Source organism: Prauserella flavalba, assembly GCF_003202235.1.
Taxonomy (GTDB): domain Bacteria; phylum Actinomycetota; class Actinomycetes; order Mycobacteriales; family Pseudonocardiaceae; genus Prauserella_A; species Prauserella_A flavalba.
Genome location: NZ_MASU01000013.1, coordinates 737,851 through 761,001 on the forward strand (window position 1 = coordinate 737,851; position 23,151 = coordinate 761,001).

The 23,151-nt window shown below is 71.7% G+C and carries 21 protein-coding genes and 2 pseudogenes; 14 read left to right on the forward strand and 9 right to left on the reverse strand.

The window, feature by feature from the left end; genetic code table 11:
• Complete coding sequence (locus tag BA062_RS30810; protein WP_110342574.1) at nucleotides 1-1,863, forward strand: HtaA domain-containing protein; 1,863 nt, start codon at nucleotides 1-3, stop codon at nucleotides 1,861-1,863.
• 72 nt (nucleotides 1,864-1,935) lie between these two features.
• Here the strand turns inward: BA062_RS30810 and BA062_RS30815 are convergent, their stop codons facing one another.
• Nucleotides 1,936-3,849 carry a primary-amine oxidase gene (locus BA062_RS30815; protein WP_110342575.1) on the reverse strand — a complete coding sequence of 638 codons (1,914 nt, stop codon included), beginning with the start codon at nucleotides 3,847-3,849 and terminating at the stop codon, nucleotides 1,936-1,938.
• A gap of 21 nt (nucleotides 3,850-3,870) precedes the next feature.
• Nucleotides 3,871-5,292 (reverse strand): APC family permease, encoded by a 1,422-nt coding sequence (locus BA062_RS30820; protein WP_110342576.1) that lies wholly within the window; start codon nucleotides 5,290-5,292, stop codon nucleotides 3,871-3,873.
• Nucleotides 5,293-5,586: 294 nt separating this feature from the next.
• On the opposite strand from BA062_RS30820, the gene BA062_RS30825 reads away from it, so the two are divergent.
• Entirely contained in the window at nucleotides 5,587-6,984 is a 1,398-nt protein-coding gene (locus tag BA062_RS30825) for an APC family permease (RefSeq protein ID WP_245960078.1), read from the forward strand.
• Nucleotides 6,981-7,736: an IclR family transcriptional regulator gene (locus BA062_RS30830; RefSeq protein ID WP_110342578.1), complete on the forward strand. Its 756-nt coding sequence runs from the start codon at nucleotides 6,981-6,983 to the stop codon at nucleotides 7,734-7,736. The genes BA062_RS30825 and BA062_RS30830 overlap by 4 nt, the downstream gene beginning before the upstream one ends.
• Nucleotides 7,737-7,818: 82 nt before the next feature.
• Here the strand turns inward: BA062_RS30830 and BA062_RS30835 are convergent, their stop codons facing one another.
• Nucleotides 7,819-8,673, reverse strand: coding sequence for a helix-turn-helix domain-containing protein (locus BA062_RS30835; RefSeq protein WP_110342579.1), 855 nt, complete (start codon nucleotides 8,671-8,673; stop codon nucleotides 7,819-7,821).
• A gap of 103 nt (nucleotides 8,674-8,776) precedes the next feature.
• On the opposite strand from BA062_RS30835, the gene BA062_RS30840 reads away from it, so the two are divergent.
• The gene (locus tag BA062_RS30840) at nucleotides 8,777-9,325 is read left to right on the forward strand and encodes a YceI family protein (RefSeq protein ID WP_110342580.1); all 549 of its coding nucleotides are present in this window, start codon (nucleotides 8,777-8,779) and stop codon (nucleotides 9,323-9,325) included.
• Between the two features lie 13 nt (nucleotides 9,326-9,338).
• Entirely contained in the window at nucleotides 9,339-10,298 is a 960-nt protein-coding gene (locus BA062_RS30845; RefSeq protein WP_110342581.1) for an aldo/keto reductase, read from the forward strand.
• Here BA062_RS30845 and BA062_RS40335 read toward each other — a convergent pair.
• The 3 genes and pseudogenes from BA062_RS40335 to BA062_RS30855 all read right to left on the reverse strand — a co-directional run bounded on the left by BA062_RS40335 (nucleotide 10,295) and on the right by BA062_RS30855 (nucleotide 11,524).
• A complete protein-coding gene (locus BA062_RS40335; RefSeq protein ID WP_210407037.1) occupies nucleotides 10,295-10,642 on the reverse strand; it encodes a mycothiol-dependent nitroreductase Rv2466c family protein in 348 nt (115 codons plus the stop codon). The two genes, BA062_RS30845 and BA062_RS40335, sit on opposite strands and share 4 nt — an antisense overlap.
• Before the next feature lie 34 nt (nucleotides 10,643-10,676).
• Nucleotides 10,677-10,892, reverse strand: a pseudogene (locus BA062_RS41460) (mycothiol-dependent nitroreductase Rv2466c family protein); the annotation flags it as partial.
• Nucleotides 10,889-11,524, reverse strand: a complete 636-nt coding sequence (locus tag BA062_RS30855; protein WP_391356270.1) for a TetR family transcriptional regulator — start codon at nucleotides 11,522-11,524, stop codon at nucleotides 10,889-10,891. The gene BA062_RS30855 and the pseudogene BA062_RS41460, both read right to left, overlap by 4 nt.
• A gap of 107 nt (nucleotides 11,525-11,631) precedes the next feature.
• On the opposite strand from BA062_RS30855, the gene BA062_RS30860 reads away from it, so the two are divergent.
• Genes BA062_RS30860 through BA062_RS30870 form a run of 3 tightly spaced genes read left to right on the forward strand, consistent with a single transcriptional unit; the run spans nucleotide 11,632 to nucleotide 14,073 of the window.
• Nucleotides 11,632-12,696, forward strand: a complete 1,065-nt coding sequence (locus BA062_RS30860; protein WP_110342583.1) for a ferredoxin reductase — start codon at nucleotides 11,632-11,634, stop codon at nucleotides 12,694-12,696.
• A gap of 13 nt (nucleotides 12,697-12,709) precedes the next feature.
• Entirely contained in the window at nucleotides 12,710-13,831 is a 1,122-nt protein-coding gene (locus BA062_RS30865) for a fatty acid desaturase family protein (RefSeq protein ID WP_110342584.1), read from the forward strand.
• Between the two features lie 11 nt (nucleotides 13,832-13,842).
• Complete coding sequence (locus BA062_RS30870) at nucleotides 13,843-14,073, forward strand: hypothetical protein (protein ID WP_110342585.1); 231 nt, start codon at nucleotides 13,843-13,845, stop codon at nucleotides 14,071-14,073.
• Here the strand turns inward: BA062_RS30870 and BA062_RS30875 are convergent.
• Entirely contained in the window at nucleotides 14,056-14,880 is an 825-nt protein-coding gene (locus BA062_RS30875) for an MBL fold metallo-hydrolase (RefSeq protein ID WP_110342586.1), read from the reverse strand. The two genes, BA062_RS30870 and BA062_RS30875, sit on opposite strands and share 18 nt — an antisense overlap.
• An 85-nt stretch (nucleotides 14,881-14,965) precedes the next feature.
• On the opposite strand from BA062_RS30875, the gene BA062_RS30880 reads away from it, so the two are divergent.
• On the forward strand, nucleotides 14,966-15,535 hold the full coding sequence (locus BA062_RS30880; RefSeq protein WP_110342587.1) for an NUDIX hydrolase: 570 nt from the start codon (nucleotides 14,966-14,968) through the stop codon (nucleotides 15,533-15,535).
• Nucleotides 15,536-15,566: 31 nt separating this feature from the next.
• Entirely contained in the window at nucleotides 15,567-17,054 is a 1,488-nt protein-coding gene (locus BA062_RS30885; protein WP_110342588.1) for an MFS transporter, read from the forward strand.
• A gap of 81 nt (nucleotides 17,055-17,135) precedes the next feature.
• Here BA062_RS30885 and BA062_RS30890 read toward each other — a convergent pair whose 3' ends face one another.
• Nucleotides 17,136-18,140, reverse strand: coding sequence for a Gfo/Idh/MocA family protein (locus tag BA062_RS30890; RefSeq protein ID WP_110342589.1), 1,005 nt, complete (start codon nucleotides 18,138-18,140; stop codon nucleotides 17,136-17,138).
• Between the two features lie 17 nt (nucleotides 18,141-18,157).
• Nucleotides 18,158-19,162, reverse strand: coding sequence for a LacI family DNA-binding transcriptional regulator (locus BA062_RS30895; RefSeq protein WP_110342590.1), 1,005 nt, complete (start codon nucleotides 19,160-19,162; stop codon nucleotides 18,158-18,160).
• Between the two features lie 124 nt (nucleotides 19,163-19,286).
• Here BA062_RS30895 and BA062_RS30900 point away from each other — a divergent pair, with 124 nt between their 5' ends.
• The 4 genes and pseudogenes from BA062_RS30900 (at nucleotide 19,287) to BA062_RS30915 (ending at nucleotide 23,101) form a co-directional block, all read left to right on the forward strand.
• Complete coding sequence (locus BA062_RS30900; RefSeq protein ID WP_110342591.1) at nucleotides 19,287-20,180, forward strand: sugar phosphate isomerase/epimerase family protein; 894 nt, start codon at nucleotides 19,287-19,289, stop codon at nucleotides 20,178-20,180.
• Nucleotides 20,181-20,203: 23 nt separating this feature from the next.
• Nucleotides 20,204-21,211: a sugar ABC transporter substrate-binding protein gene (locus BA062_RS30905; protein WP_110342592.1), complete on the forward strand. Its 1,008-nt coding sequence runs from the start codon at nucleotides 20,204-20,206 to the stop codon at nucleotides 21,209-21,211.
• Nucleotides 21,208-21,735: pseudogene (locus tag BA062_RS30910) on the forward strand (ABC transporter permease); the annotation flags it as partial. The gene BA062_RS30905 and the pseudogene BA062_RS30910, both read left to right, overlap by 4 nt.
• Nucleotides 21,736-21,862: 127 nt before the next feature.
• Entirely contained in the window at nucleotides 21,863-23,101 is a 1,239-nt protein-coding gene (locus BA062_RS30915) for an IS256 family transposase (RefSeq protein WP_110334304.1), read from the forward strand.
• The last annotated feature ends 50 nt before the right edge of the window (nucleotides 23,102-23,151 follow it).

Below are 23,151 nucleotides of genomic sequence, written 5' to 3' on the forward strand. Positions count from 1 at the left end.
ATGTGGCGAAGACTGGGAGCCGCGGCGGCCACGCTGACGCTGCTCGCCGGAACCGCGCTGACGGCGGGCCCCGCCGCCGCGCAGGACAGCGGCGGCGAGGAGGCGTCGGCCACCGGACTGCACTGGGGCATCAAACAGTCGTGGCGCAACTACATGAACATGTTCGGCGGCACGGTCACACCCGCCGACGGCGCCTCGGCCGAGCCGGAGCCGTTCTCGTGGCCGGAGCGTGAGTCGACATTCGACCCGGGGACGGGCACGGGCACGGTGGAGTTCGGGGGCTCGGTGAGCTTCGCGATGCCCGCCCACTTCATCTGGGACTTCACCTTCGCCGACCCGAAGGTGACGTTCGACGGCGACGGCACCGGCTCGCTCACGGGCACGGTCGGCTACGCGTTCTACGGCACGGCCGACAACCCGGGACAGACGCAGGAGCCCACCGAGGTGGTGTTCGCCGACCTGACGTTCGAGGGCGCACCCGAGGCCGAGGGCGGCCACCTCGTCGCGACCATCACCTCGGCGACGCTCACCGAGGCGGGCGCGGCGGCCTTCGCCGGCTTCTACGAACCGGGTGCCGCGCTCGACGCGGGCAGGCTCGTGTTCGCAGTGCCCGCGACGGAGCCCCCGCCGGCGCCCACGGTCACCGTGACGCCGTCGGCCGGGCTCGACCCGGACGGCGCCGAGGTGACCATCGCGGGAACCGGCTTCGCGCCGGATGGCAACGGGGACAACGGCTACCGGCTGCGGATCGGTCCCGACCTCGACGTGCTCAAGGACCCCTCGGCGAGCGGTGCCTACCAGCTCGACCAGGCCATCCCCGTGAACGGCGACGGCACGTGGCGGGTCACCACCACCGTCAAGGCCGCCTACACCGGAGGCGACGGCGTGGCGCGCACCGCCGCGGCGACGCCGTTCAGCGTCTACACCTTCGCCGCCGGCTCCACCGACACGACGTGGGACACGGTCACCGCGCTGACGTTCGCGCCGTCCACGGATCCCGGCACCGGTCCCGGCACTGACCCCGGTCCCGGTGGCGACGACGATCCGGCGCCGACGTGTGTGCTGACCCCGGCGAACGCCGCCAAGGGCGATCTGCTGTGGGGCCTGCGCAAGAGCTTCCGCACCTACGTCGGGGTGGGCATCGGCGGTGCACAGGGCAACAGCATCACCGCCACCGACGGCGCCGTGATCACCGACGTCGACGAGGTCGTGCGCGACGGCGTGCCCAACCCGGCCGGGGTGCCGACCGGGGCGTACCGCTTCGCCTTCGGCTCCGCGGAGTTCACCTCCGCCGACGATTTCACCGTCCAGTACCGCGGCACGGTGACGTTCTCCTACCCCTCGCACTTCTTCACGTTCGTGCTCGGCGACCCGAAGGTGGTCGTGGATGGCGACACCGGCACGCTCTACGCCGACGTCGAGCTGCGCACCGAGGAGGGCGCGCCGTCGGAGCCGGTGAACCTGCCGGGCGTGGCGCTCGCGAACCTGGACCTCGCGGGCGCGCAGGAGACGAACGGGGGCGGGGTGCTGTCCGCCCGGAACGTGGCTGCGACCCTGACGAGCTCGGCCGCCTTCGGCGGCTTCTACGAGGACGGCGCCGAGCTCGACCCGGTGTCGCTGACGCTGGGCGCCGACTGCGCGACCCTGCCCGGTGGCGACGGCGGGAACACCGGGGGCGTCGGCACCGGTGGCGGAAACGCCGGTGCCCACCTGGTGCCGGACGTACAGTTCCGGCCGCAGGCGAACGCGGGCAACCTGGCCTACACCGGCCTTGGCTCGTGGCCGATCTACGTCGGCGTGACCCTGCTCGTGGCAGGCGTCGCACTGACCCTGCTGGCGAACCGCCGCCGCAGCCGCGCCTGACCCGACCGCAGTGAAGGCCACCATCACTGCGTTGAACGCAGTGATGGTGGCCTTCACTGCAGCTGACCGGACCTAGCCGTCGTGGTGGCAGGTGTTGGTCGGGGGTACGTCGAGCGTGGGGTTGCGGTCGAAGAAGCCCACCGGCTTGAGCGTGAACCCGGCGTAGTCCACCGGCATCACCGGCCAGTCCTCAGGGCGCGGGAAGTGCGTGAGCCCGAAGGTGTGCCACAGCACGATGTCCTCGCCGTCGATGCCCTGTCCCTCGGCCGCCCACTTCGGCAGGCCGTCGCCGCCCGGGTTCTGGTTCACCAGGTCACCGGCGGGGTAGCGGTGTGCCGGGTCGTACTTCGTGACCCACAGGTGTTTGGTCGCGAACGTCGCCCTCGCGTGGATCGACGACGATTCGTCGGCGAGCAGCGTCGGCTGCCCCTGCGGGTGCAGCGCGTAGGCGACCGGCTGCCCGAGCCGGTTGGTCACCTCCGGGTTCACGACGTGCCACACCCGCGCCCGCGTGTTGTCGGCCAGCCGCGCCGCGTCCGACTCCGTGGTCAGGCGCGTGCGGGCCTGGCGGAACGCGTTGCCGTACGGGTTGCTCTCGCTCACCGGCACGCGCTGCGCCTCCACCTCGTCCACGGCGTTGCGCTGCCCGTCCACGCCGACGTCGAGCCGGGCACAGAACAGGTGCTGGTGGTACGGGGCACCGAGCCCTGGCGCCACCTCGGTGGCGTAGTCGTGCCCACGGTCCGGGTAGGCGGAGGTGAACGTGATGCCCGTGGCCTTGGCCTCCAGCTGGATCGTGCCGTCGAGGTAGAGGTACCAGTAGAAGCCGTAGTCGTAGTTGCCGATCGTGGTGAAGAACGAGATCACCAGCCGCCGCTGCCGCCGCGTCTCGTGTGAGCCCGCGAACATGTCCGAGTGCTTCCACAGCACGCCGAAGTCCTCCTCGTGCATGCAGATCGCGTTGCGGATCGTGCGTGCCTCGCCGAGGTCGTCGGCCACGGTCGCGTCGAAGTACCGGATCTCGCCGAGGCAGTCGCAGCCCAGCTCCAGCGAGTTGGTGTAGCGGGCGAACATGTACTCGCCGCAGTCGAAGTAGTTCTGCCAGAACCGCACCGGCGACGGGTCGGCGTAGGGCACCACCATCTCCGCCACCGACGCGCGGTACAGCACCGGCCGTTCGTGGAACGACAGCTGGTGCAGGGTCAGGCCCTCGCGCTCGTTGAACCCGATCCGCAGGTCCCAGTTCTCCCAGCGCACCCGGCTGCCCTCGACCTCGAAGCTCGGGCCGTGCGGCTGCGTGATCTCGATCGGCTTCAGGCTCGTGCGCGCGGGCCCGGCCTGCTCGGGGTCGTCGAAGTTGCCCGGCTCCTGCGGCACCGGCAGGTTCTCGTGGTCGATCACCCTCGCGACCGTGCGGCTGGTCAGGTCGACGTAGGCCACGAGCCCGTCCACCGGGTGCGCCCACGGGTGGTCCTTCTCGTGCAGCTGCTGGAAGCCCAGCGAGCGCACGACCCGCCTGCCCTCCTCGCCCGGCTCGTCGTAGCTGCCCGCCGACAGCGGCACCGCGCGCACCGTCGCCGGGTCGAGACCGCGCTTCGCGAGCGCGGACGTCCACTGCTCGTCGGCGTTCAGGATGTCCTCGATGAGCTCGAACTCGGTGTCGATGATCGGCGGCTGGCCCGCCGCCACCGGGTCGATGTCCACCACCGAGTCCACAGTGGACCTGGTTGCCGACACGACCACGTCGCGCGAGCTGCCGTCGGTGAGGTTCAGCAGAATCGCCCTGAACCGGCGATCGAGCGGGGCGCCGGGCGTGAACGCCAGCACGTCGGCCTTGTCCGGCTCCTCCAACGCGAGGAACGCGAACCGCACCGTTTCGGCGAGCAGCCCGGCGTCGACGAGGATCCGGCGGACCTGACCGACCTCGTCGGGGCTCATCGGGTCCAGCGGATGCGTCGCGGTGGTCCTGTCTTCGGCGATGGTCATCTCTGCTCCTCTCGGTGGAAATCAGGCGGTTTCGACGGCGGTCCGCGGTGCGAGCGGGGCCTTGCGCACCACGGTGCTGAGCGCGATGCCGAACACGAACGAGCCCGCGAGCACCGCGCCGATCACGGCGGCCAGCCCTCCCGAGCCGCCGATCAGGGTGGGGAAGTTGTCGATCGTCAGCGCCAGGCACGTGCCGAGCCCGGCCAGTCCCAGCGCGGGCGCCACGAGCGTGTGCCAGGTCCGCTGGTCGACCCGCGAGCGCCGGAAGAACACCACCACGGCCAGGCACGTCAGCGTCATCAGCGCCAGCACGCCGAGCGTCGCGGTGCCCGCCATCCACGCGAACACCTGCGTCACCGGGTCCATCCCCAGCGCCGCGAACAGCACCACGAGCAGCACCGCGCTGCCCGACTGCGCGAGCGAGGCGACGTGCGGCGAACCGTGCCGCGCGTGGCTGCGGCCGCACACCGACGGCAGCGCACTCGTGTTGCCGAGCGAGAAGGCATAGCGGGCGATGACGTTGTGGAAGGCGAGCAGTGCGGCGAACAGGCTCGTCACCAGCAGCACCTGCGCGACATCGGCGCCCGCCGTGCCGAGGTAGTTCCCGATCGTGGCGATGAGCATGTTGCCGGGGTCGGCGGCGGCCTGCTCCACGGCGGCGGCGTCGCCCCACGCCGACACCACGGCCCAGCTGGAGAGCGCGTAGAAGCCGGCGATGAGCAACAGCGCGGCGTACGTGGCACGCGGGATGGTGCGGCCGGGGTCGCGGGCCTCGTCGCGGAACACCGCCGTGGCCTCGAAGCCGATGAAGCTCGCGATGGCGAACATGATCGCGATGCCCAGCGAGCCCGAACCGATCTGCGCCGGTTGCAACAGCGCCGTCGACAACCCCGTACCGCTACCGCCCCGAGCAGCGACCACGGCGTCGAACACGAGCACGATGCCCACCTCGCACAGCAGCAGCACGCCGAGCACCCGGCTGCTGAGCTCGATGTGCCGGTAGCCGAGCACGCCTGCCACGGCGGCGGCTCCCAGCGCGTACAGCCACCACGGCAGCGCGGGCCCGCCGTAGTGCTGGACGAGGCCGTCGAGGGTCGCTCCGAGATAGCCGTAGACGGCGAGCTGCACCGCCGTGTAGGTGACCAGCGCGAGGAACGCCGTGCCGAGGCCGGGCGCGCGGCCGAGCCCGCGCTGAACGTAGGAGTAGAACGCGCCCGCGTTGGGCACGTGCCTGCTCATCGCGCAGAACCCGACCGCGAACAGCAGGAGCACGGCGCAGCACAGCACGAACGTCGCGGGGAAGGCGGCGCCGTTGCCCAGCGCCACGCCGAGCGGGACGCTGCCCGCGACGACCGTGAGCGGGGCGGCCGCGGCGACGACCATGAAGACGATGGAACCGGCCCCGAGCGAGCCGGACAGCGAGCGGGGAGCGGATGTGTCCATGCGGACCTCCGGTGGAGAGCGGCTTCTCTGACTCGCTGCAGCGTTGCCAGAAGACGTTGCCGCCCCGCGCCCGTCCGGTCAAACCCCGGTCTCCGCGGCTGGTAAGACACGACACACCGTTCTCGCAACCCGGGAACGCCCTCGCCCGGATTCTCATTTGACCCGCTCGTGTGTGACATCCGTGGTCACTCCGCGGTTACAGTCCCTCGTTAGCGTGCTGGTCCTGCGTTGGAGGAGGCCATGTCACGAGCGTCGGGATACGGGGGTGGCGTAGCGGTACGCCACGAGTCTCCCATGTCCGGGCTCGACCGCCGGAATCTCGGCCCGCTGCAGGTGTTCGCCCAGTCGATCTCCGGTGCGGCCCCGTCGGCGGCGATGGCGGCGGCCCCCGCCGTCGCGGCGGCGACCGCCGGCGGCGCCGTGCTGTGGTCGTTCGTCGCCGCCACCGTGCTGGCCCTGCTGATCGGCGTGTGCGTCGCCCAGTTCACCCGGAGGATGGCCGCGGCGGGCTCGCTCTACAGCCTCACCGCGAAGGGGCTCGGCCCGGTCGCCGCCTTCGCGGCCGGGTGGGCACTGCTCATCGGCTACGGGCTGCTCGCGATGGCCGCGCTCGTCGGTGCGGGCACCTACGTGCACGACGTGCTGCGGCGGCTCGGCCTCAGTCCCGGCTGGGGCGCCGTCGCGGGCACCGTGGTGGTGCTCGGCGCGCTCGCGACGGTGCTGACCGTGCGCGGCGTGCGCCTGTCGGCCAAGGTCGTGCTGGTGACGGAGGCGGTGTCGATCAGTGCACTGCTCGTGGTGTTCGGGCTGCTGCTCGCCCGCGTCGCCCCCGAGCTGGGGTTCACCCCGCTGACCACGGACGAGGGGCTCGGTGGTGTCGCGGGCGGGGTGCTGCCCGCGCTCGGCGCGTTCGTCGGCTTCGAGGCGGCGGCGTCGTTCGGCGTCGAGGCGCGGCGCCCGTTCCAGAGCGTGCCCCGAGCCGTGCAGTGGACGGCGGCGCTGTGCGGCGTGCTGTACCTGATCGCCGCGTACACGCAGGTGGCGGGACTGAGCCAGTTGCCGGGCGGGCTGGCGGGCCAGCCGGAGCCGATGAGCGCGCTCGCCGAGCTGGAGGGGCTGCCGTGGCTGCCCTACGTGCTCGACGCCGGCATCGCCGCGTCGTTCTTCGCGTGCACGATGGCGACCAGCAGCGCGCTGGTGCGGGTGCTGCTGTCGATGGGCCGCGAGGGCATCGTCCCGCGCCGCCTCGGCACCACCCACCCCCGGTACCGCACGCCGCACGTGGCGATCCTGCTCGTCCTGCCCGCGGTGACGCTGCTGCCCGTGGTTCTGCTCGCCGCGGGAGTGTCCACGCGGGAGCTCTTCGTGGCGCTGTTGAACATCGCCGTCTTCGGTTACCTCATCGCCTACCTGCTCGTGTGCGCGGCGGCGCCGGTGTTCCTGCACCGCATCGGTGAGCTGACGCGCGGCGCCGTGACCGCCTCCGTCGTCGTGGCTCCCGTCCTGCTCGCGGTGCTGGTGCTGTTCACCGCCACCAACGCCGACGGGCCGTACCCGCTGGCGTTCACGCTCCTGCTCGCGGCGGGGGTGGCGTGGTACGCGTGGGTGCGGGCGCGCAGGCCGCGGCAGCTCGCCGGCATCGGCATCTACGACGAGACGTCGGCGTCCGATCTCCTCGGCGGCAGGCCATGAGCCCGCCCGCCGAGCCGGCGCCGCTGTCGGGACGGCAGCCGAAGGCCGTCCGCAACGCCCTCGCCGTGCTGGAGGAGGTGGTCGCCGCGGGTCCCGGTGTGACCGCGAAGGAGATCTCCGCCGCGCTGAAGCTGCCGCCCGCGACGACGTACCGGCTGCTGAACCTGCTGGTGGGGGAGGAGTACCTGGTGCGGTTGCCGGACCTGCGAGGGTTCGCGCTCGGCCGCAGGGCGGGCAGGCTCACGGTGCCCGTCGCGAGCGGTCCGCCCGCGGCGGCCAGGGCGGTGGTGGAGCGCCTGCGGCAGCGCGTGCGCTGGGGTGTGCACCTCGCGTCGTACCAGTCGGGGCGGGTGGAGCTCGCCGACGCCGACCCCGACCACCCGCCGTCGGACGGCGCCCTGCTCGCCCGCTATCCGCACGCCTCCGCACTCGGCAAGCTGCTGCTCGCGGAGCAGGCCGACTGGCGCGCCGTGGTGCGGGAGCTGCGCCCGTTCACGACGGCGACGATCACCGAGGCGGGGCGGCTGGAGACCGAGCTGGCCGACGTGGCGCGAACGGGCCTCGCACGTCAGTGCGGCGAGCTGTACCCGGGGCGCGGCTGTCTCGCGGTGGCGATCCGCGACGTCGTGAACGGAACTCTCGTGGCGGGCCTCGCCGTGAGCGGACCGACCGAGCGCGTGGCCGAGCCGAACCCGGAGCTGCTGGCCCTCCTGCGCGAACACGCCGAGCAGCTCGCGCCCCTGCTCGCCTGACCGACTGCCCCCAAGGCCACCTTTGTTGCGTTCAACGCAACAAAGGTGGCCTTGGGGAGCGGATCAGGCCACCGCGGAACCGTCAGCCGGTGACGGCGCGGAGGGAGCCGGGGCGGCGGCCGGTGAGCTGGTCGAGCGCGATGCCCGTGGCCTCGTCGGCGGGCAGGTAGACGAGCAGGCGCTGGTCGTCGTCGGCGGGCAGGGCCAGCGTCTCGTACGCCAGCCGCAGCCCGCCCACCTCGGGATGCGCCAGCCGCAGCTCACCGGTGTCCGGGACCAGCGACGGCGGACGGCGCAGCCGGTCGGCGAACGGCGATCCCGCGGTGACGGTCAGCTCGTCGAGCAGTGCCGCGAGGTGCGGGTCGTCGCCGGGCGGCCGGAGCTTGAGGCTCGCGACGTGCTCGTCGGCGACGCGCTCCCAGTCGGCGAACACCGTGTGCGCGCGGGCGTCGGTGAACAGGAACCGCACCAGGTTCGGCGCTTCGGCGTCGAGCAGGCCGGTGGGCTGCGCGAGCCGCTCGTACGCGGGCGTGTAAGCGAGCACGTCGCTCAGCCGGTTCAGCAGCAGCGCGGGAGCGGGTTCGAGCCGGTCGAGCAGGGCGCGCACGGTCGGCCGCACCGTGCGCGCCGGCGGCAGGCTGGCCGGGCAGAGCGCTGCGCCGCTCAGCGACTTGGCGGTGTGGGCCAGCAGCTGACGGTCGGTGAGCGACATGCGCAGCGCGTCGGCGATCGCGCCGAGCACCTGCGCGGAGGGGTGCCGGTCGCGGCCCTGTTCCAGCCGCGTCAGGTACTCGACACTGACCCCGGCCAGCGTCGCCAGCTCCGACCGGCGCAGGCCGGGCGTACGGCGGCGCGGCCCGCCCGGCAGGCCCACCTGCTCGGGCGTGACGGCCTCGCGGCGGGCGCGCAGGAACGTCCCCAGCTCGTTGTCGCTCACTCCCGGAACGCTACCCGCGACGGGTACCTCCGAGGGTGGCCCTGACAGGGCCAGCCTCGGCGCGGCCTCCCGGGAAGCCGGCCGGCGCGTGAGGCTCGCTGGCATGACGACAGAGAACGCGACCACCACCGGCCTTCCGCTCACGGCGGGCGCATGGACGCTCGACCCCTTCCACTCCGCGGTGAACTTCACCATCCGCCACCTCGGCATCTCCAAGGTGCGGGGCCGCTTCGCCGAGTTCGACGCCGCGCTCACGGTCGGCGAGACGCTGGCCGGCTCGTCGGTGACCGCCACCGTCGCGCTCGCCTCCATCGACACCGGCAACGCCGACCGCGACGCGCACGTCCGCGCGCCCGACCTGCTTGACGTCGCGAAGCGGCCGACCATGCGGTTCGTCTCCACGCGGCTGGAGGGCGAGGGTGAGGACTGGACGATGGAGGGCGAGCTGACCATCGGCGACGTGACCCGCCCGGTCACCTTCGCCGTCGAGTTCGGCGGTCTGGACCGGATGAGCGAGGACGCGCCCAGGCACGCCGGGTTCGAGGCGACCGGTGAGATCCGGCGCGGCGACTTCGGCCTGAAGTTCGCGCCCGGCATCCTGGGCGAGGTCGTGAAGATCCAGCTCGACGTCCAGTTCGTCGAACCGGCCTGAGGGGAGTCCATCGATGCGCTACCGCCCGCTCGGCCAGACCGGGCTGCGGGTCTCCGAGCTGTTCCTCGGCACGATGGCGTTCGGGAAGCCCGTGCCCGAGAGCGACTGCCGGGAGATGCTCGACGCCTTCGCCGACGCGGGCGGTAACGCCATCGACACCGCCGTGGTCTATCGCGGCGGCGAGAGCGAGACGATTCTGGGCGAGCTGCTGCGGGGCCGCCGCGACCGGTTCGTGCTCGGCACGAAGTACGCGTTGAGCCGGGACGCGACGGACGTCAACGCGTCGGGCAACCACCGCAAGAACCTGCGCCTTTCGCTCGAGACGAGCCTGCGCAGGCTGCGCACCGACTATCTCGACGTGTATTGGGTGCACGTGTGGGACCTCCGCACGCCCGCCGAGGAGATCCTGCGGTCGCTGGACGACGCCGTGCGCGCCGGGAAGGTCCTGCACCTCGGCATCTCCGACACGCCGGCGTGGTGGGTCAGCCGCGCGAACCAGCTCGCCGAGTCGCGCGGCTGGACGCCGTTCTCCGCGGTACAGGTGCCGTACAACCTGCTGTGGCGTGACGTCGAGCGCGAGCTGCTGCCGATGGCCGAGGCGCTGGGGCTCAGCGTCACCACGTGGAACCCGCTCGCGGGCGGCGTGCTCTCGGGCCGCTACCTCGACGGCGGCACGGGCGGCGGCAGGCGGGATCCCGCGACGCTGACCGAGCGGGACCACACGGCGGCGCGGGTGGTGCGTGACGTCGCCCGTGAGCTGAGCGCGACGCCGTCGCAGGTGGCGATCGCGTGGCTGCTGGCCCGGTCGCCGTCGGTGCTGCCGATTCTCGGACCGCGCACCCCGGCTCAGCTCAAGGACGCGCTCGGCGCGGCCGGGGTCGAGCTGCCCGCGGAGGCGGTCGAGCGGCTCACCGGTGCGGTGCCGTTCGAGCGCGGATTCCCCGCCGATTTCCTCAAGGGCCTCGACATCTAGGCCTTGAGCTCCCGGAAGCCGGGAACCGACACCAGGCCGAGCAGCGCGTCCCACAATCGGAGCGAGTCCCCGCGATCGGGAACGGCGTGGAGCACGGGTCCGAAGGAGGACCGCTGGGCGTTCTCGGGCGTGGTGACGGTGAGCACGGGGGTGCCGATCTCCGCGTCGATGCGGTCGACCCCGTCGTGGTGCGAGTCGCGCAGGGCCTGGTCGTAGGAGGTTGAGGTACCGGCCTCGGCGAGTTCGGCGGGGAGGCCGCTGCGGTGCAGTGCCTCGCCGAGGTCGCCGATCCACTCCCGGTCCGTGCCGCCGGGCTGGAGTCCACAGTGCATCGTGGAAGGCACCGAGCGCCGCGTGCCCGTGCTCGGTCTGCACGGCCGCGGCGACCCTGGCGGGAATCCACAGGTAGCCGTGCGGATCGCCTTCGGGGTCGTCGTCGCGGTGCTCGTTCAGTACCGACAGGCTCATCGCGCGCCAGCGCACCCGAAGGGGCACCTCTCGGGTGAGCCCGCGGACCCAGCGGGCGGTATGGCGGGTGAGCGGGCAGGCGGGATCGAGCCAGAAGTCGACGAGCCAGCCGGGCGTCCCGGTCACGCCTGCCCCGTCCGCCAGCCCGGCACGCCGAGAGTGATCAGCCGGAGCCGTTTCTCCGCCGTGCGGACGATCCGCGCGTCGGCCTCGGTGTCGCCCTGGCGAGCCTCCAGCAGGTCCAGCACCGTGCCCAGCATGGCCGTGACGATGAGGTCGGCCATCATGTTCAGGTCCTCGGTGCTCCACTCCCGCAGGTACTCGAAACGGGCGAGGTCGACGGCGAGCTCGCGGGAGAACAGTCGCAGTTCGATGCCGATCGCCTGGCGCACCGCGCCCGTGCCGCCGTAGCGCTCCCTGATCAGGAACCAGTAGTGCGCCTCGTTCGCGCGCACGTGCTCAGCGAGCGTGCGCACCGACGCGCGGATCATGCCGGCCGACGTCCTCGGGTCGTTGCGGGCCGAGCGGATCATCCCGCGCAACGTGCGCATGGACTCCTCGACGAGCGCGACGCCGAGATCCTCCATCGACGCGAAATGCCGGTAGAACGCCGTCGGCACGATCCCCGCCTGCTTGGCCACCTCACGCAGGCTGACGCCGCCGAAGCCGCGTTCGGCGAACAGCCGCAGCGCGGCGTCCAGCAGCGCACGCCGGGTGCGCTCCTTGCGCTCGTGCCGGCTCACGGGTTCCGCAGTCACGGCGTTCAGCGTACGTACGTCCACGTTGTAGGCCACCTCACATTGCGGGGCTCCGACCGCCACCTCACTATTGAGTGTACGGGTGTGCACTGAATGGGAGGTGTGAGATGGGCAGGCTCGCCGCGCTCGCCGGCACGCTGCTCACCCCGCACGGCATCGACCGCTACCTCGAACTGATCGACCCGATGCTCGTGCGCGAGGAGATCAGGGCCGAGGTCACCGAGGTGTGCAGGCAGACGCCAGGCACGGTGACGCTCACGTTGCGTCCGAGCAGGGCATGGCCGGGGTTCACCGCGGGCCAGTACGTGCGTGTGTCGGTGGACATCAACGGCGTGCGCCGCACCCGCTGCTACTCGCCAGCGGGCTCGGCGCACCGGCCGGGCCGGCTTGAGCTGACGATCCGGGCGCACGACCACGGCCTGGTGTCGCGGTACCTGCACCGCGCCGCGCGGCAGGGGCTCGTGCTCGGGTTGTCCCGTCCGGAAGGCGGGTTCACGCTGCCGGACCCCCGTCCGGAGAAGCTGCTGCTGATCAGTGGCGGCAGCGGCATTACCCCGGTGCTCTCGATGCTGCGCACGCTCGCCGACGAGGACCATCGCGGTGACGTGACGTTGCTGCACTACGCGGCCACCGCCGCCGACGTGCCCTATCGCGAGGAACTGGAGCGGCTCGGGGCCCGGCCGGGAACCCGCGTGGTGCTCGCGCACACGCGCGGCGGCGCGGGGCGCCTCAGGGGCCGTTTCGGTGAGCGGCATCTGAAGGAGGCCGCTCCGTGGTACCGGGATGCGCGGACCTACCTGTGCGGCCCCGAGCCGCTGCGGGACGCCGTCGCGGAACTCTATGCGGACGCGGGTTTGAGTGAACGCCTGCACACTGAGGAGTTCACGCCGCCCTCGATGCGGCTCGACACCAGCGACGCGAGCGGGCGCGTGCGCTTCACGCGCAGCGGCACCGAGGCGGCCAACACGGGCAGGCCGCTGCTGGAACAGGCCGAGGCCGCGGGACTGAACCCCGAGCACGGCTGCCGGATGGGCATCTGCTTCTCGTGCACGCAGGTGAAGGCGAAGGGCGCCGTGCGCGATGTGCGCTCCGGCGAGGTGTCCGACGACGAGAACGAAGAAATCCAGCTGTGCATCTCCGTCCCCGTCGGGGACGTCGAGATCGACTGTTAGGGAGACGACGACCATGACCGGACTGCAGGACCGCCTCACCCCGCAACAGGTCGAGGACTTCGGCCGCGAGATGGACGAGCTGCGCCAGCGCGTCGTCGCCGATCTCGGAAAGTCCGATGTGGACTACATTCAGAACGTCATCAAGATCCAGCGCAGTCTGGAGATCTCCGGGCGGGCGCTGCTGTTCGCCGGGTTCTTCCCGCCCGCGTGGATCGCCGGGGTCGGCGCGCTGTCGCTGTCGAAGATCCTCGACAACATGGAGATCGGCCACAACGTCATGCACGGCCAGTACGACTGGACCCGCGACCCGGCGCTCAGCTCCCAGCGGTTCGAGTGGGACACGGTGGCACCGGCGGAGAACTGGCGGCACTCGCACAACTACATCCACCACACCTACACCAACATCCTCGACAAGGACCGCGACGTCGGCTACGGGATCCTGCGCATCGACCCCGAGCAGAAGTGGCACCCGTACTACCTCGGCAACCCGGTCTACGCCGTGGTGCTCGCCTTCATGTTCCAGTGGGGCGTGATGCTGCATGATCTCGAGTTCGACCGGGTCGTCAAGGGCGAGCGGAAGTGGTCGGAGTTCGCGGAGGTCCGCAAGCGCATGCTGCGCAAGGCGTCGCGTCAGGTCGGCAAGGACTACGTGCTGTTCCCGCTGCTGACCGGCCCGCTCGCGCCGCTGACGCTGCTCGGCAACGCCTCGGCGAACGTGGTGCGCAACCTGTGGGCGTTCTCAATCATCTTCTGCGGGCACTTCCCGGCCGACGTGGAGAGCTTCACCGAACAGGAGACCGAGAACGAGAGCAGGGGCCAGTGGTATCTGCGCCAGATCCTCGGCTCCGCCAACATCACGGGCGGGCCGCTGTTCCACCTCCTCTCGGGCAACCTCTCGCACCAGATCGAGCATCACCTCTTCCCGGACATCCCGGCGTGCCGGTACCCGAAGATCGCACCCGAGGTGCGGGCCATCTGCGAGAAGTACGGCCTGCCGTACCACACGGGTCCGCTGCACAAGCAGCTCTTCTCGGTGGCGAAGAAGATCGTCAAGCTGGCGCTGCCGGGCAGCGGGCGCGCAAACGCCCCCGAGCCCAGTACGCTGAACCGCGACCGGAACCTCGAGGCGGCGTAGGGATTGACGACATGGTGGGTCGGTTCGAGAGCGGCAAGGACACGGTGCAGGTGCTGACCGAATCCGCGGCTACGCACATCGGCAACATCGCGGGGATCGTCACCGGTGCCGTGCGCGACATCGCGCGCGAGACCGGCGACTGGCTGACGGACGTGATCGAGATGCGCGAGGCGGCGCAGCGGGCCCGGGAGGACGACGAACGCTCCGCCGGTGAGGCCGACGGATCATTCGGGCGCGAATGACCTCGCGAGGTCGGTGAGCGGGAGGCTCTCGCCGCGCCGCAGCAGCCGCACGCGCGTGCCCGGGTGCCGTCTTGCCGCCACGTCGAGGAAGTTCGAGACCGGCGACGTGAAGTTGCGGTAGTCGTCGAAGTGCACCGGCACGGCATGCGCCGGATCGAGCAGCTCCAGCAGCTCGCCGCCCTGCCGGTCGTCCATCGTCACCAGCATGCCCAGCACCCTGGTGCCGCCGAGGTGCAGTACGGCGAGGTCGATGCCGGGGAGCCGCTCGCGGATCTCCCGCAGCTCGTCATGCACCACCGTGTCTCCGCTGACGTAGAGGCGCAGCCCCCGGGCTCCCGACGCGGGCACGTAGTCCCAGACCGTGCCCATCACCGGCGGCAGCACCCTCCCGAGCGCGCCGGTGGAGTGCCGCGCGGGCACGGCCGTCACCGTGAGCGTGGCGCCTCGCCGCCGCAGGGTCTCCGCCGACCACGTCGCGAGCGGCACCGGCTCGCGGAACCCGTACCGCCGCAGCCTGCGTGCCGCGTGGCCGGTGGTGAGGATCGGCAGGTCGGGGGCGAGTCCCCGGCGGGCGACGCGGTCGAAGTGGTCCCCGTGCAGATGGGAGAGCACCACGGCGTCCAGCGGCGGCAGGTCCGCGATCCCCGCCGAGGGCTCGGTGCGCCGCCGGGAGAACAGGCCCTGGCCGAAGTAACACCACTGACCCCGGTGCAGGAAGTTCGGGTCGGTGAGCACCGAGAACGGGCCGAGCCGCACCAGCGTCGTCGCCGTGCCGATGAACGTCAGTGAGTCCTCGCGGGGGAACATCACCGTGGGCTACCCGCACGGCCGCGCCGTAACCGCCCTGCGACCGTCCACAACGGAACGTCGACGGGCGCGCTACGCTGCGTTCATGGCTGACCCGCTCGCGCCGTTGACCGCACTGCTGGAGGACTACCGCGCGCAGGACCCCGTGGAGGAGACCGACCTCGCCCGCGTGCGCGAGCTGGTGGAGACCAGCGACGCGCCGTGGGACCGGTCCACGCCCCTGCACGTCACCGGGTCGGCGTTCGTCGTGCACCCGGACACGAGGCGGGTGCTGTTGCGCTGGCACGAGCGGCAGCAGGCGTGGCTGCACGTCGGCGGCCACTTCGATTCAGGCGAGACCGACCCGCTGGACGTCGCACTGCGCGAGGGCAGGGAGGAGACGGGGCTGCCCGACCTCGCGCCGTGGCCGGACGCGCGGCTGGTACACCTGGCCGTGGTGCCGGTGCCCGCGAAGGGCGCCGAGCCCGCGCACGAGCACGCCGACCTGCGGTTCGTGCTCGCCACCGACGTCCCCGGCGCCGCGAGCGCGGAGCGGCCCGGCGCGCCGCTGCGCTGGCTCCCGCTGTCCGAGGCAGTCGCCTCCAGCGACCTGCCGAATCTGAGCGAGAGCCTCGCCCGCGTGGAGCGGCTGGTTCGTCCTCCAGGGGTGAGGTGACGGGTGCCTCGAGAGGGCACCGTGTGTCCTCATGAGCACCACGACCACCACGGCGCACAGCGGTGTCCTCGGGACGGCGTGCGTCTCCACGTTCGTCGTCAACGCCAACACCTCGGCGGTCAGCATCCTGCTGCCCTCGATCGGCTCCGACCTCGGCGTCTCGATCGACCTGCTGCAATGGGCCGTGACCGGGTACATGCTGGTCGGGGCGGCCACGATCGTCACGTCGGGTGCGCTCGGCGACGTGTTCGGCAGGCGGAGGATGTTCGTCTACGGGCTGCTGCTGTTCGTGGTCTCGTGCGTGCTGATCGCGCTCGCGCCCGGCGGCTGGCTGGTGATCGTGGGCAGGGTGATCCAGGGCGCGGCGGGCGCGGCGATCCTCGCGTCGGGGCTGAGCCTGCTCTCGGTGGTCACCACCGGGCCCGCGCAGATGCGCGCCGTGGCGCTGTGGGGAGGGGCCGCGGCTGCGGGCGCCGCGGCTGGGCCCGTGCTCGGCGGTGTGCTCAACGAGGCGACCGGCTGGCAGGGTCTGTTCTGGATCGACGCGGGCATCGCCGCCGTCTGCGTGCCGTGGGTGTTGCGCACGGTGCCGGAGTCGCGCGACCCCGCGCGCCCACGCAAGATCGACGTGGCGGGCACGCTGCTGGTGGCCGCCGTGCTCGCGCCCTTCGTGTTCGCGATGACGGAGGGCTCGTCGTGGGGCTGGGCGTCGGTGCCCACGCTGGTGTGCCTGGTGATCTCGGTGGTGGCGGCCGTGGTGTTCGTCGCCGTCGAACGCAGGGTGGCCGCGCCGCTCGTGGACCTGCGGCTGCTGCGCAACACGCGACTGGTGGGCGCGACCACGGCCATCCTCATCGGGGCCGGGGCGATCGCGGGACTGTCGCTGCTGATCAGCCTGTACTTCCAGGAACCGGCGACGTTCGGGATGAGCAGCCTGGAGGCCGGGCTCGCGACGCTGCCACTCGCGGCGCTGGTGATTCTGGCGGCTCCCGCCGTGACCCCGCTGGCGCACAAGTTCACACCCCGCGCGGTGATCATCGCCGGGTTCGTCCTGATGACGGCGGGGTTCGCGGTGCTCGGCGCCGTCGGGCCGTCGTGGACGTACTGGGCGATGCTGCCCGCCCTGGTCGGAATCGCCGTCGGGCTCGCGCTGTCCAACGGCCCCGCGTCGTCCATCGCGACCGCGTCGGTGGCCGAGGAGGAGGTCGGCGCCGCGTCGGGGATCTCGAACATGGCCAGGTACGTGGGCGGCGCGGTGCTCACCGCGGTCGCCGCCGGAATCTACGGGTCGGTGACCGCGAACCGCGAGGCTGCGGGCGATCCGAGAGGCTCGTCGCTGGCCGACGGGCTCGCCGTGTCGTGCCTCGCGCTGGCGATCTTCTCGGCGTCGGGGATCGTGCTGGGCCTGCTGGCGGCCCGGCGGGCGCGCCGCCCCCGGCCGCTCGACTACGCCGCCGCCGCGGCGGCGACCGCCCACACTCTCCCGGTGCACACCGCGGAACGCGCCCCGCTGGGGTGACCCCGCGGTTGCAGTGAAGGCCACCTTCACTGCGTTGAACGCAGTGAAGGTGGCCTTCACTGCGGTTGTCACTGGGGCAGGTCAGCCGGATCGGACCTCCGCGAGGGCGACCGGGCGATGCTCGGTGCGGGAGACCTCGCACGCCTCGGCCACGTAGAACGCCTCCAGCGCGTCCCTCGGCGTGCACGGGCTGGGGCGGAGGCCCGCGATGACCTCGGTGAACGCCGTCAGCTCGCGGACGTAGGCGGGAGCGAAGCGGTCAAGGAAGTGCGGATACGCGGGTCCCTCGGGCCGCTCGACACCGGGTTCGGTTGAGGCGAGCGGGGTCCGCTCGTCCAGGCCCACGGCGATGCTGTCGCACTCGCCGAGCAGTTCCAGCCGCACGTCGTACCCGGCGCCGTTGTAGCGGGTGGCGGAGACGAGCGCGATGGTGTCGTCGTCGAGCGTCAGCACGGCGGCCCCGGTGTCCACGTCGCCCGCCTCGGCGAAGAACGCCGCGCCCCGGTTGGTGCCGAGCGCGTACACCTCGGCGATCTCGCGGCCGGTGACCCAGCGGATGATGTCGAAGTCGTGCACGCCGCAGTCGCGGAACAGCCCACCGGAGCGGGGCACGTACTCGGCGGGCGGGGGAGCGGGGTCGAGCGTGGTCGCCCGCAGCGTGTGGAGCCTGCCCAGCTCGCCGGAGGCCACGGCCGCGCGGGCGGCGGTGTAACCCGCGTCGAACCGCCGCTGGAAGCCGATCTGCACGGGGACGTCCGAGTCCTCGGTGGCCTCGATGACCTTGAGCGTGCCCGGCAGGTCCGCCGCGACGGGCTTCTCGCAGAACACCGGGATCCTCGCCGCGACGGCCCTGGTGATGAGCTCGGGGTGGGAGTCGGTCGCCGTGGCGATCACCAGCCCGTCCGGAGCCGAGGCGAACAGCGTGTCGGGATCGGGGACGAACTCCGCGCCGAGCCCGGCCGCCGCCGCCCGCGCACGTTCCGGGTCGAGGTCGGTGACGAGCAGCGACTCGACCTCGGGGATACCGCGCAGGATCCGCGCGTGTGCAGTGCCGATGCGGCCGATACCGGCGAGTCCTAACCGCATGTGCCGCCCTTTCGTGGTCAGTTCGGGGGAACGCCGGTGGTGCCCCTCGGCACCAGCGACGGGTGGAGCAGGTGCCGCGCGGGGGCCGTGCGCTCGCCGCGCACGCGTTCCAGCAGCGCCTCGACCGCGAGCCTGCCCATCTCCAGCCTCGGCTGGTCCACCGTGGTCAGCGAGACCCGCCGCAGCGCGGAGAACGACGTGTTGTCGTAGCCGACCACCGAGATGTCGTCGGGGATGCGCAGGCCCTCCTCCTCCAGCGCGGAGATGGCGCCGAAGGCGTTGAAGTCGTTGCCGCAGAACAGCGCCGTCGGCCGGTCGGCGCGCGAGACCGTGGCGAGCAGGTGGTGCACGGCTTTCTCCCCCGCCGTGTCGGTGTGCTCGCTCGGCAGTACCACGGGGGTGAGCCCGTGCGCCTTCATGGCGAGCCGGTAGCCGCGCCGCCGGGCCGCCGCGGTGGTGGCGGTGCCGCCGTCGAGATGGGCGATGCGGCGGTGCCCGAGCGAGACGAGATGCTCGACGGCGAGCGCGGAACCGGCCACGCCGTCGTCGTTCACTGTATCCACAGTGGACAGACGAGACCCTCGGGAGACCAGCACCACCGGGCACGTCCGCGCGGCGGCCTCGATCGCGGAGGCCGGCAGCACGGGCGAGAGCAGCACGACACCCGCAGGGTGGAACGAGAGCAGGCTGCGCAGCGCGGCCTTCTCCCTGCCGGGACTGCGGGAGCCGGAGTTGAGCACCAGCTCGAACCCGGCCTCCCTCGCCGCACTTTCCAGCCCCTCGATCACATCGGCGAAGAACGCGTTGCGCAGGTCCGAGACCATCACGCCGAGCACGGTGGACGTGCGGCTCGCCAGTGCCCTCGCCATGACGTGCGGCTGGTAGCCGAGTTCATCGGCCGCCGTGAGCACGGCCTCGCGCCGCCGGTCGCTGACCTTCGGCGAGTTGTTGAAGACGAGGGAGACCAGTGCCCTCGACACGCCCGCACGGGCGGCCACGTCCTCCATCGTCGGTCGTGCCAACACGCCCTCCGCAAGAAACCGCTCCCCGAGGCACTTGACAGTGCCGCTCGGGACGCTACACGCTTGGAGCGCTCCAACCAATAGAGCGCTCCAACGCCGGAGCGCCCGGGAGGGACGCACCCTGATGACGTCGCCGTCGCGGATTCGTGTGGCAGCAGCCCCGATCTCGTGGGGCGTGTGCGAGGTGCCGGGCTGGGGCACACAACTGGACGTCACCACGGTGCTGGGCCAGATGGCCGAACTGGGCCTGGAGGCCACCGAGCTCGGGCCGCCCGGCTACCTGCCGAGGGAACCCGCGATGCTGCGGGCGCTGCTCGGCGAGTACGCGCTGGGGCTCGTCGGCGGTTTCCTCGCCGTGCCACTGCACACCGAACCCGACCGCGCCCGTGCCGTCGCCGAGGAGTCCGCCATGCTGCTGGCGGCGTGCGGGGGAGAGGTGCTGGTGCTGGCCGCCGCGACGGGGCTGGCGGGTTACGACGAACGACCCGCACTCGACGAGCGGGGCTGGCACACGCTCGTCGCCACGGCGGAGGAGATCCAGGTCCTCGCGCGGCGGCACGGACTCCACACCGTGCTGCACCCACACGTCGGCACCCACGTCGAGCGGGAGGACGAGGTGGAGCGCTTCCTCGCCGACTCCCCGCTTCCCCTGTGCCTGGACACCGGGCACCTGCTCATCGGCGGCACCGACCCGGTGGCGCTCGCGCGGCGGCACCCCGCGCGCATCGCGCACCTGCACCTCAAGGACGTCAGGGGGGACCTCGCCGAGCGGGTGCGCGCGGGCGAGCTCTCCTACACCGCCGCCGTCGGGCAGGGCCTGTACGTGCCGCTCGGAGACGGCGACGTCGACCTCGCGGCGATGGTCGGCTTCGTCCACGCCGCGGGCTATCCCGGCTGGTACGTGCTCGAACAGGACACCGCGCTGGGCCCGCACGACACCGGCGACCGCCCGAAGCGGGACACCGCACGCAGCCTGGCCTACCTGAAGGATCTCGTCAGCCGGCTGCCCGCCGGCTGAGCCGAACCCACTGGAGAGAGACGATGAAGTCGAAATCCACGCACGGTTCCCAGCCGAAACGGCGATGGCTCGCCGCGCTCGGCCTCGCCGGCGCGCTCGTGCTCACCGCGTGCGCAGGGCCCGAGGGCGAGGAACCCGCCGGGCAGGGGGACCAGAACCAGCAGGCGCAAGGCGAGCTGACCGTCTCGGTCATCTCACACGGCACGGCGGGTGACGCGTTCTGGAACGTCGTCAAGAACGGCGCCGAGGCGGCGGGCCGCGACCTGGGCGTGCAGGTCGAGTACGCCGCCGACGGTGACCCCGGCGCGCAGGCGAGGCTCATCGACAACGCCGTGGCGCAGCGGGTCGGCGGCCTCGTGGTGTCGATGGCCAACCCCGACGCGCTCGCGCCGTCGATCCGGCGTGCGGTGCAGGCGGGCATCCCGGTGATCACGATCAACTCCGGCGAGGACCGCAGCGCCGAGTTCGGCGCGCTCACGCACGTCGGCCAGAACGAGACCGTCGCGGGTGTGCAGGCCGGGCGCGCGTTCGCCGACCAGGGCAAGCGCAAGCTGCTGTGTGTCATCCACGAGGCGGGCAACATCGGGCTCAACCAGCGCTGTGACGGCGCGCGCGAGGGCTTCTCCGGCCAAGTGAGCAACCTCCAGGTCGACATCAGCAACCCGACCGACGTCGAGTCGCGGATCAGGGGTGCCGTGCAGAGCGATCCGTCGATCGACGCGGTGCTGACGCTGAACTCGCAGGTCGCCGCGCGGGCCGTGAGCGCTATCGAGGCGGCGAACTCCAACGCCGAGGTGGCCACGTTCGACCTGAACGCCGACGTCGTCTCGGCCATCAAGTCCGGCGAGGTGCTCTTCGCCGTCGACCAGCAGCAGTACCTCCAGGGTTACCTTCCGGTGCAGTTCCTCAAGCTGTACCGGGACAACGCCAACGTGGTCGGCGGAGGGCGGCCGGTGCTCACCGGGCCGGACCTGGTGGAGCAGGACAACGTCGACCGCATCGGCCAGTACGTGGAGCGGGGCACGCGATGACCGTCGCGCCACCCGCACCCGCCGACGAGCGCGCCGCGGCGCCGCGCCTGCTCGACCGGCTCGTGGTCCGGCCGGAGATCGGGGCGCTGCTCGGGGCGATCGTGGTGTTCGTCTTCTTCTCGCTCGTCACCGACCAGTTCCTGAGCCCGGGAGGCGTCTCGACGTGGCTCGACGACGCCTCGACGCTCGGGATCATGGCGGTGGGGGTGTCGCTGCTGATGATCGGCGGGGAGTTCGACCTCTCCGCCGGGGTGATGACGGCGTCGACGGCGCTCGTCACGGCAATACTGGCGACCGAAGCGGGCTGGAACGTGTGGGTGGCGCTGGGTGGGTCGCTGGTGTTCGCGCTGCTGGTGGGCGCGTTCAACGGCTGGCTGGTGATGCGCACCGGCCTGCCGAGCTTCATCGTGACCCTCGGTACGTTCCTCGCCCTGCAGGGGCTGAACCTCGGGGTGACGCGCCTGCTGACGGGCACGGTGCAGGTGTCGGGTGTCCGGGCGGCGGACGGCTACGAGTCGGCGGGAAGGTTGCGTCCAATAGCGTGGTGTACGGACCGGACGCCTGACGGAAGGTCGGGCGTGTCGTAGCCGGAACGAGGACGGTCACCGCGTGATCCTTCAAGACGACCAAGTCAGAAGGAGTTCTCACGCGATGACCTCTGTCCAGCGTATCGATCCGTCCGCGATGTTGTCCGACCAACTCGCCGAGGCGAGCCCGGATCTGTTGCGGAACCTGTTGTCCACGTTCGTCCAGGCGTTGATGGGCGCCGAGGCCGACGCCGTGTGCGGGGCCGGCTATGGCGAACGCTCCGAGGAGCGGGTCAACAGCCGAAACGGCTATCGGCACCGCGACTTCGACACCCGTATCGGCACGATCGACCTGGCGATCCCGAAGTTGCGCTCGGGCAGCTACTTCCCCGAGTGGCTGCTCGAACGCCGTCAACGCGCCGAACGCGCGTTGACGTCGGTGGTGGCCACCTGCTACCTGCTGGGCGTGTCGACCCGGCGCATGGAGAAGCTGGTCGAGTCTCTCGGGGTGAAGGGTCTGTCGAAGTCGCAGGTGTCGATCATGGCCGCCGACCTGGACGCGCAGGTTGAGGCGTTCCGCACCCGGCCGCTGGACCAGGGCCCGTACACGTTCGTCGCCGCGGACGCGCTGGTGCTGAAGGTGCGGGAGAACGGGCGCGTGGTGAACGTGCACTGCCTGGTCGCTACCGGCGTCAACGGCGAGGGCTACCGCGAAATCCTCGGCGTCCAGGTCACCAGCGGCGAAGACGGCGCCGGGTGGCTGGCGTTCTTCCGTGATCTGGTCGCCCGCGGCCTCTCAGGCGTGCAGCTGGTGACCAGCGACGCGCATGCCGGGCTGGTGGCCGCGATCGGCGCGACCCTGCCCGGCGCGTCCTGGCAACGCTGCCGCACGCATTACACGGTGAACCTGATGTCGGTGTGCCCCAAGGCATCCTGGCCATGGGTGCGGACTCTGCTGCACTCGGTGTTCGACCAAGCCGACGCCGAATCCGTTGCCGCTCAGTACGACCGGACGCTCGACGCGTTGAGCCACAAGCTACCGAAGGTGGCCGAGCACCTGGACGCGGCCCGCGCGGACCTGCTGGCGTTCACCGCTTTCCCCAAGCAGATCTGGCGTCAGATCTGGAGCAATAACCCGCAGGAGCGGCTGAACAAGGAGATCCGCAGGCGCACCGACGTGGTCGGCATCTTCCCCGACCGCCAAGCCATCATCCGGCTCGTCGGCGCGGTCCTGGCCGAACAACACGACGAATGGATCGAAGGCCGCCGCTACCTCGGCCTGGACGTCCTGACCCGCTGCCGCACCACCACCCAGCCCACCAACCCCGAGGAGGACACCACCCCAGCAGCCCTCACCGCATAACCCGACCACGGATTACGCGGTGACCTTCGATACACCACGTCTCTGGACTT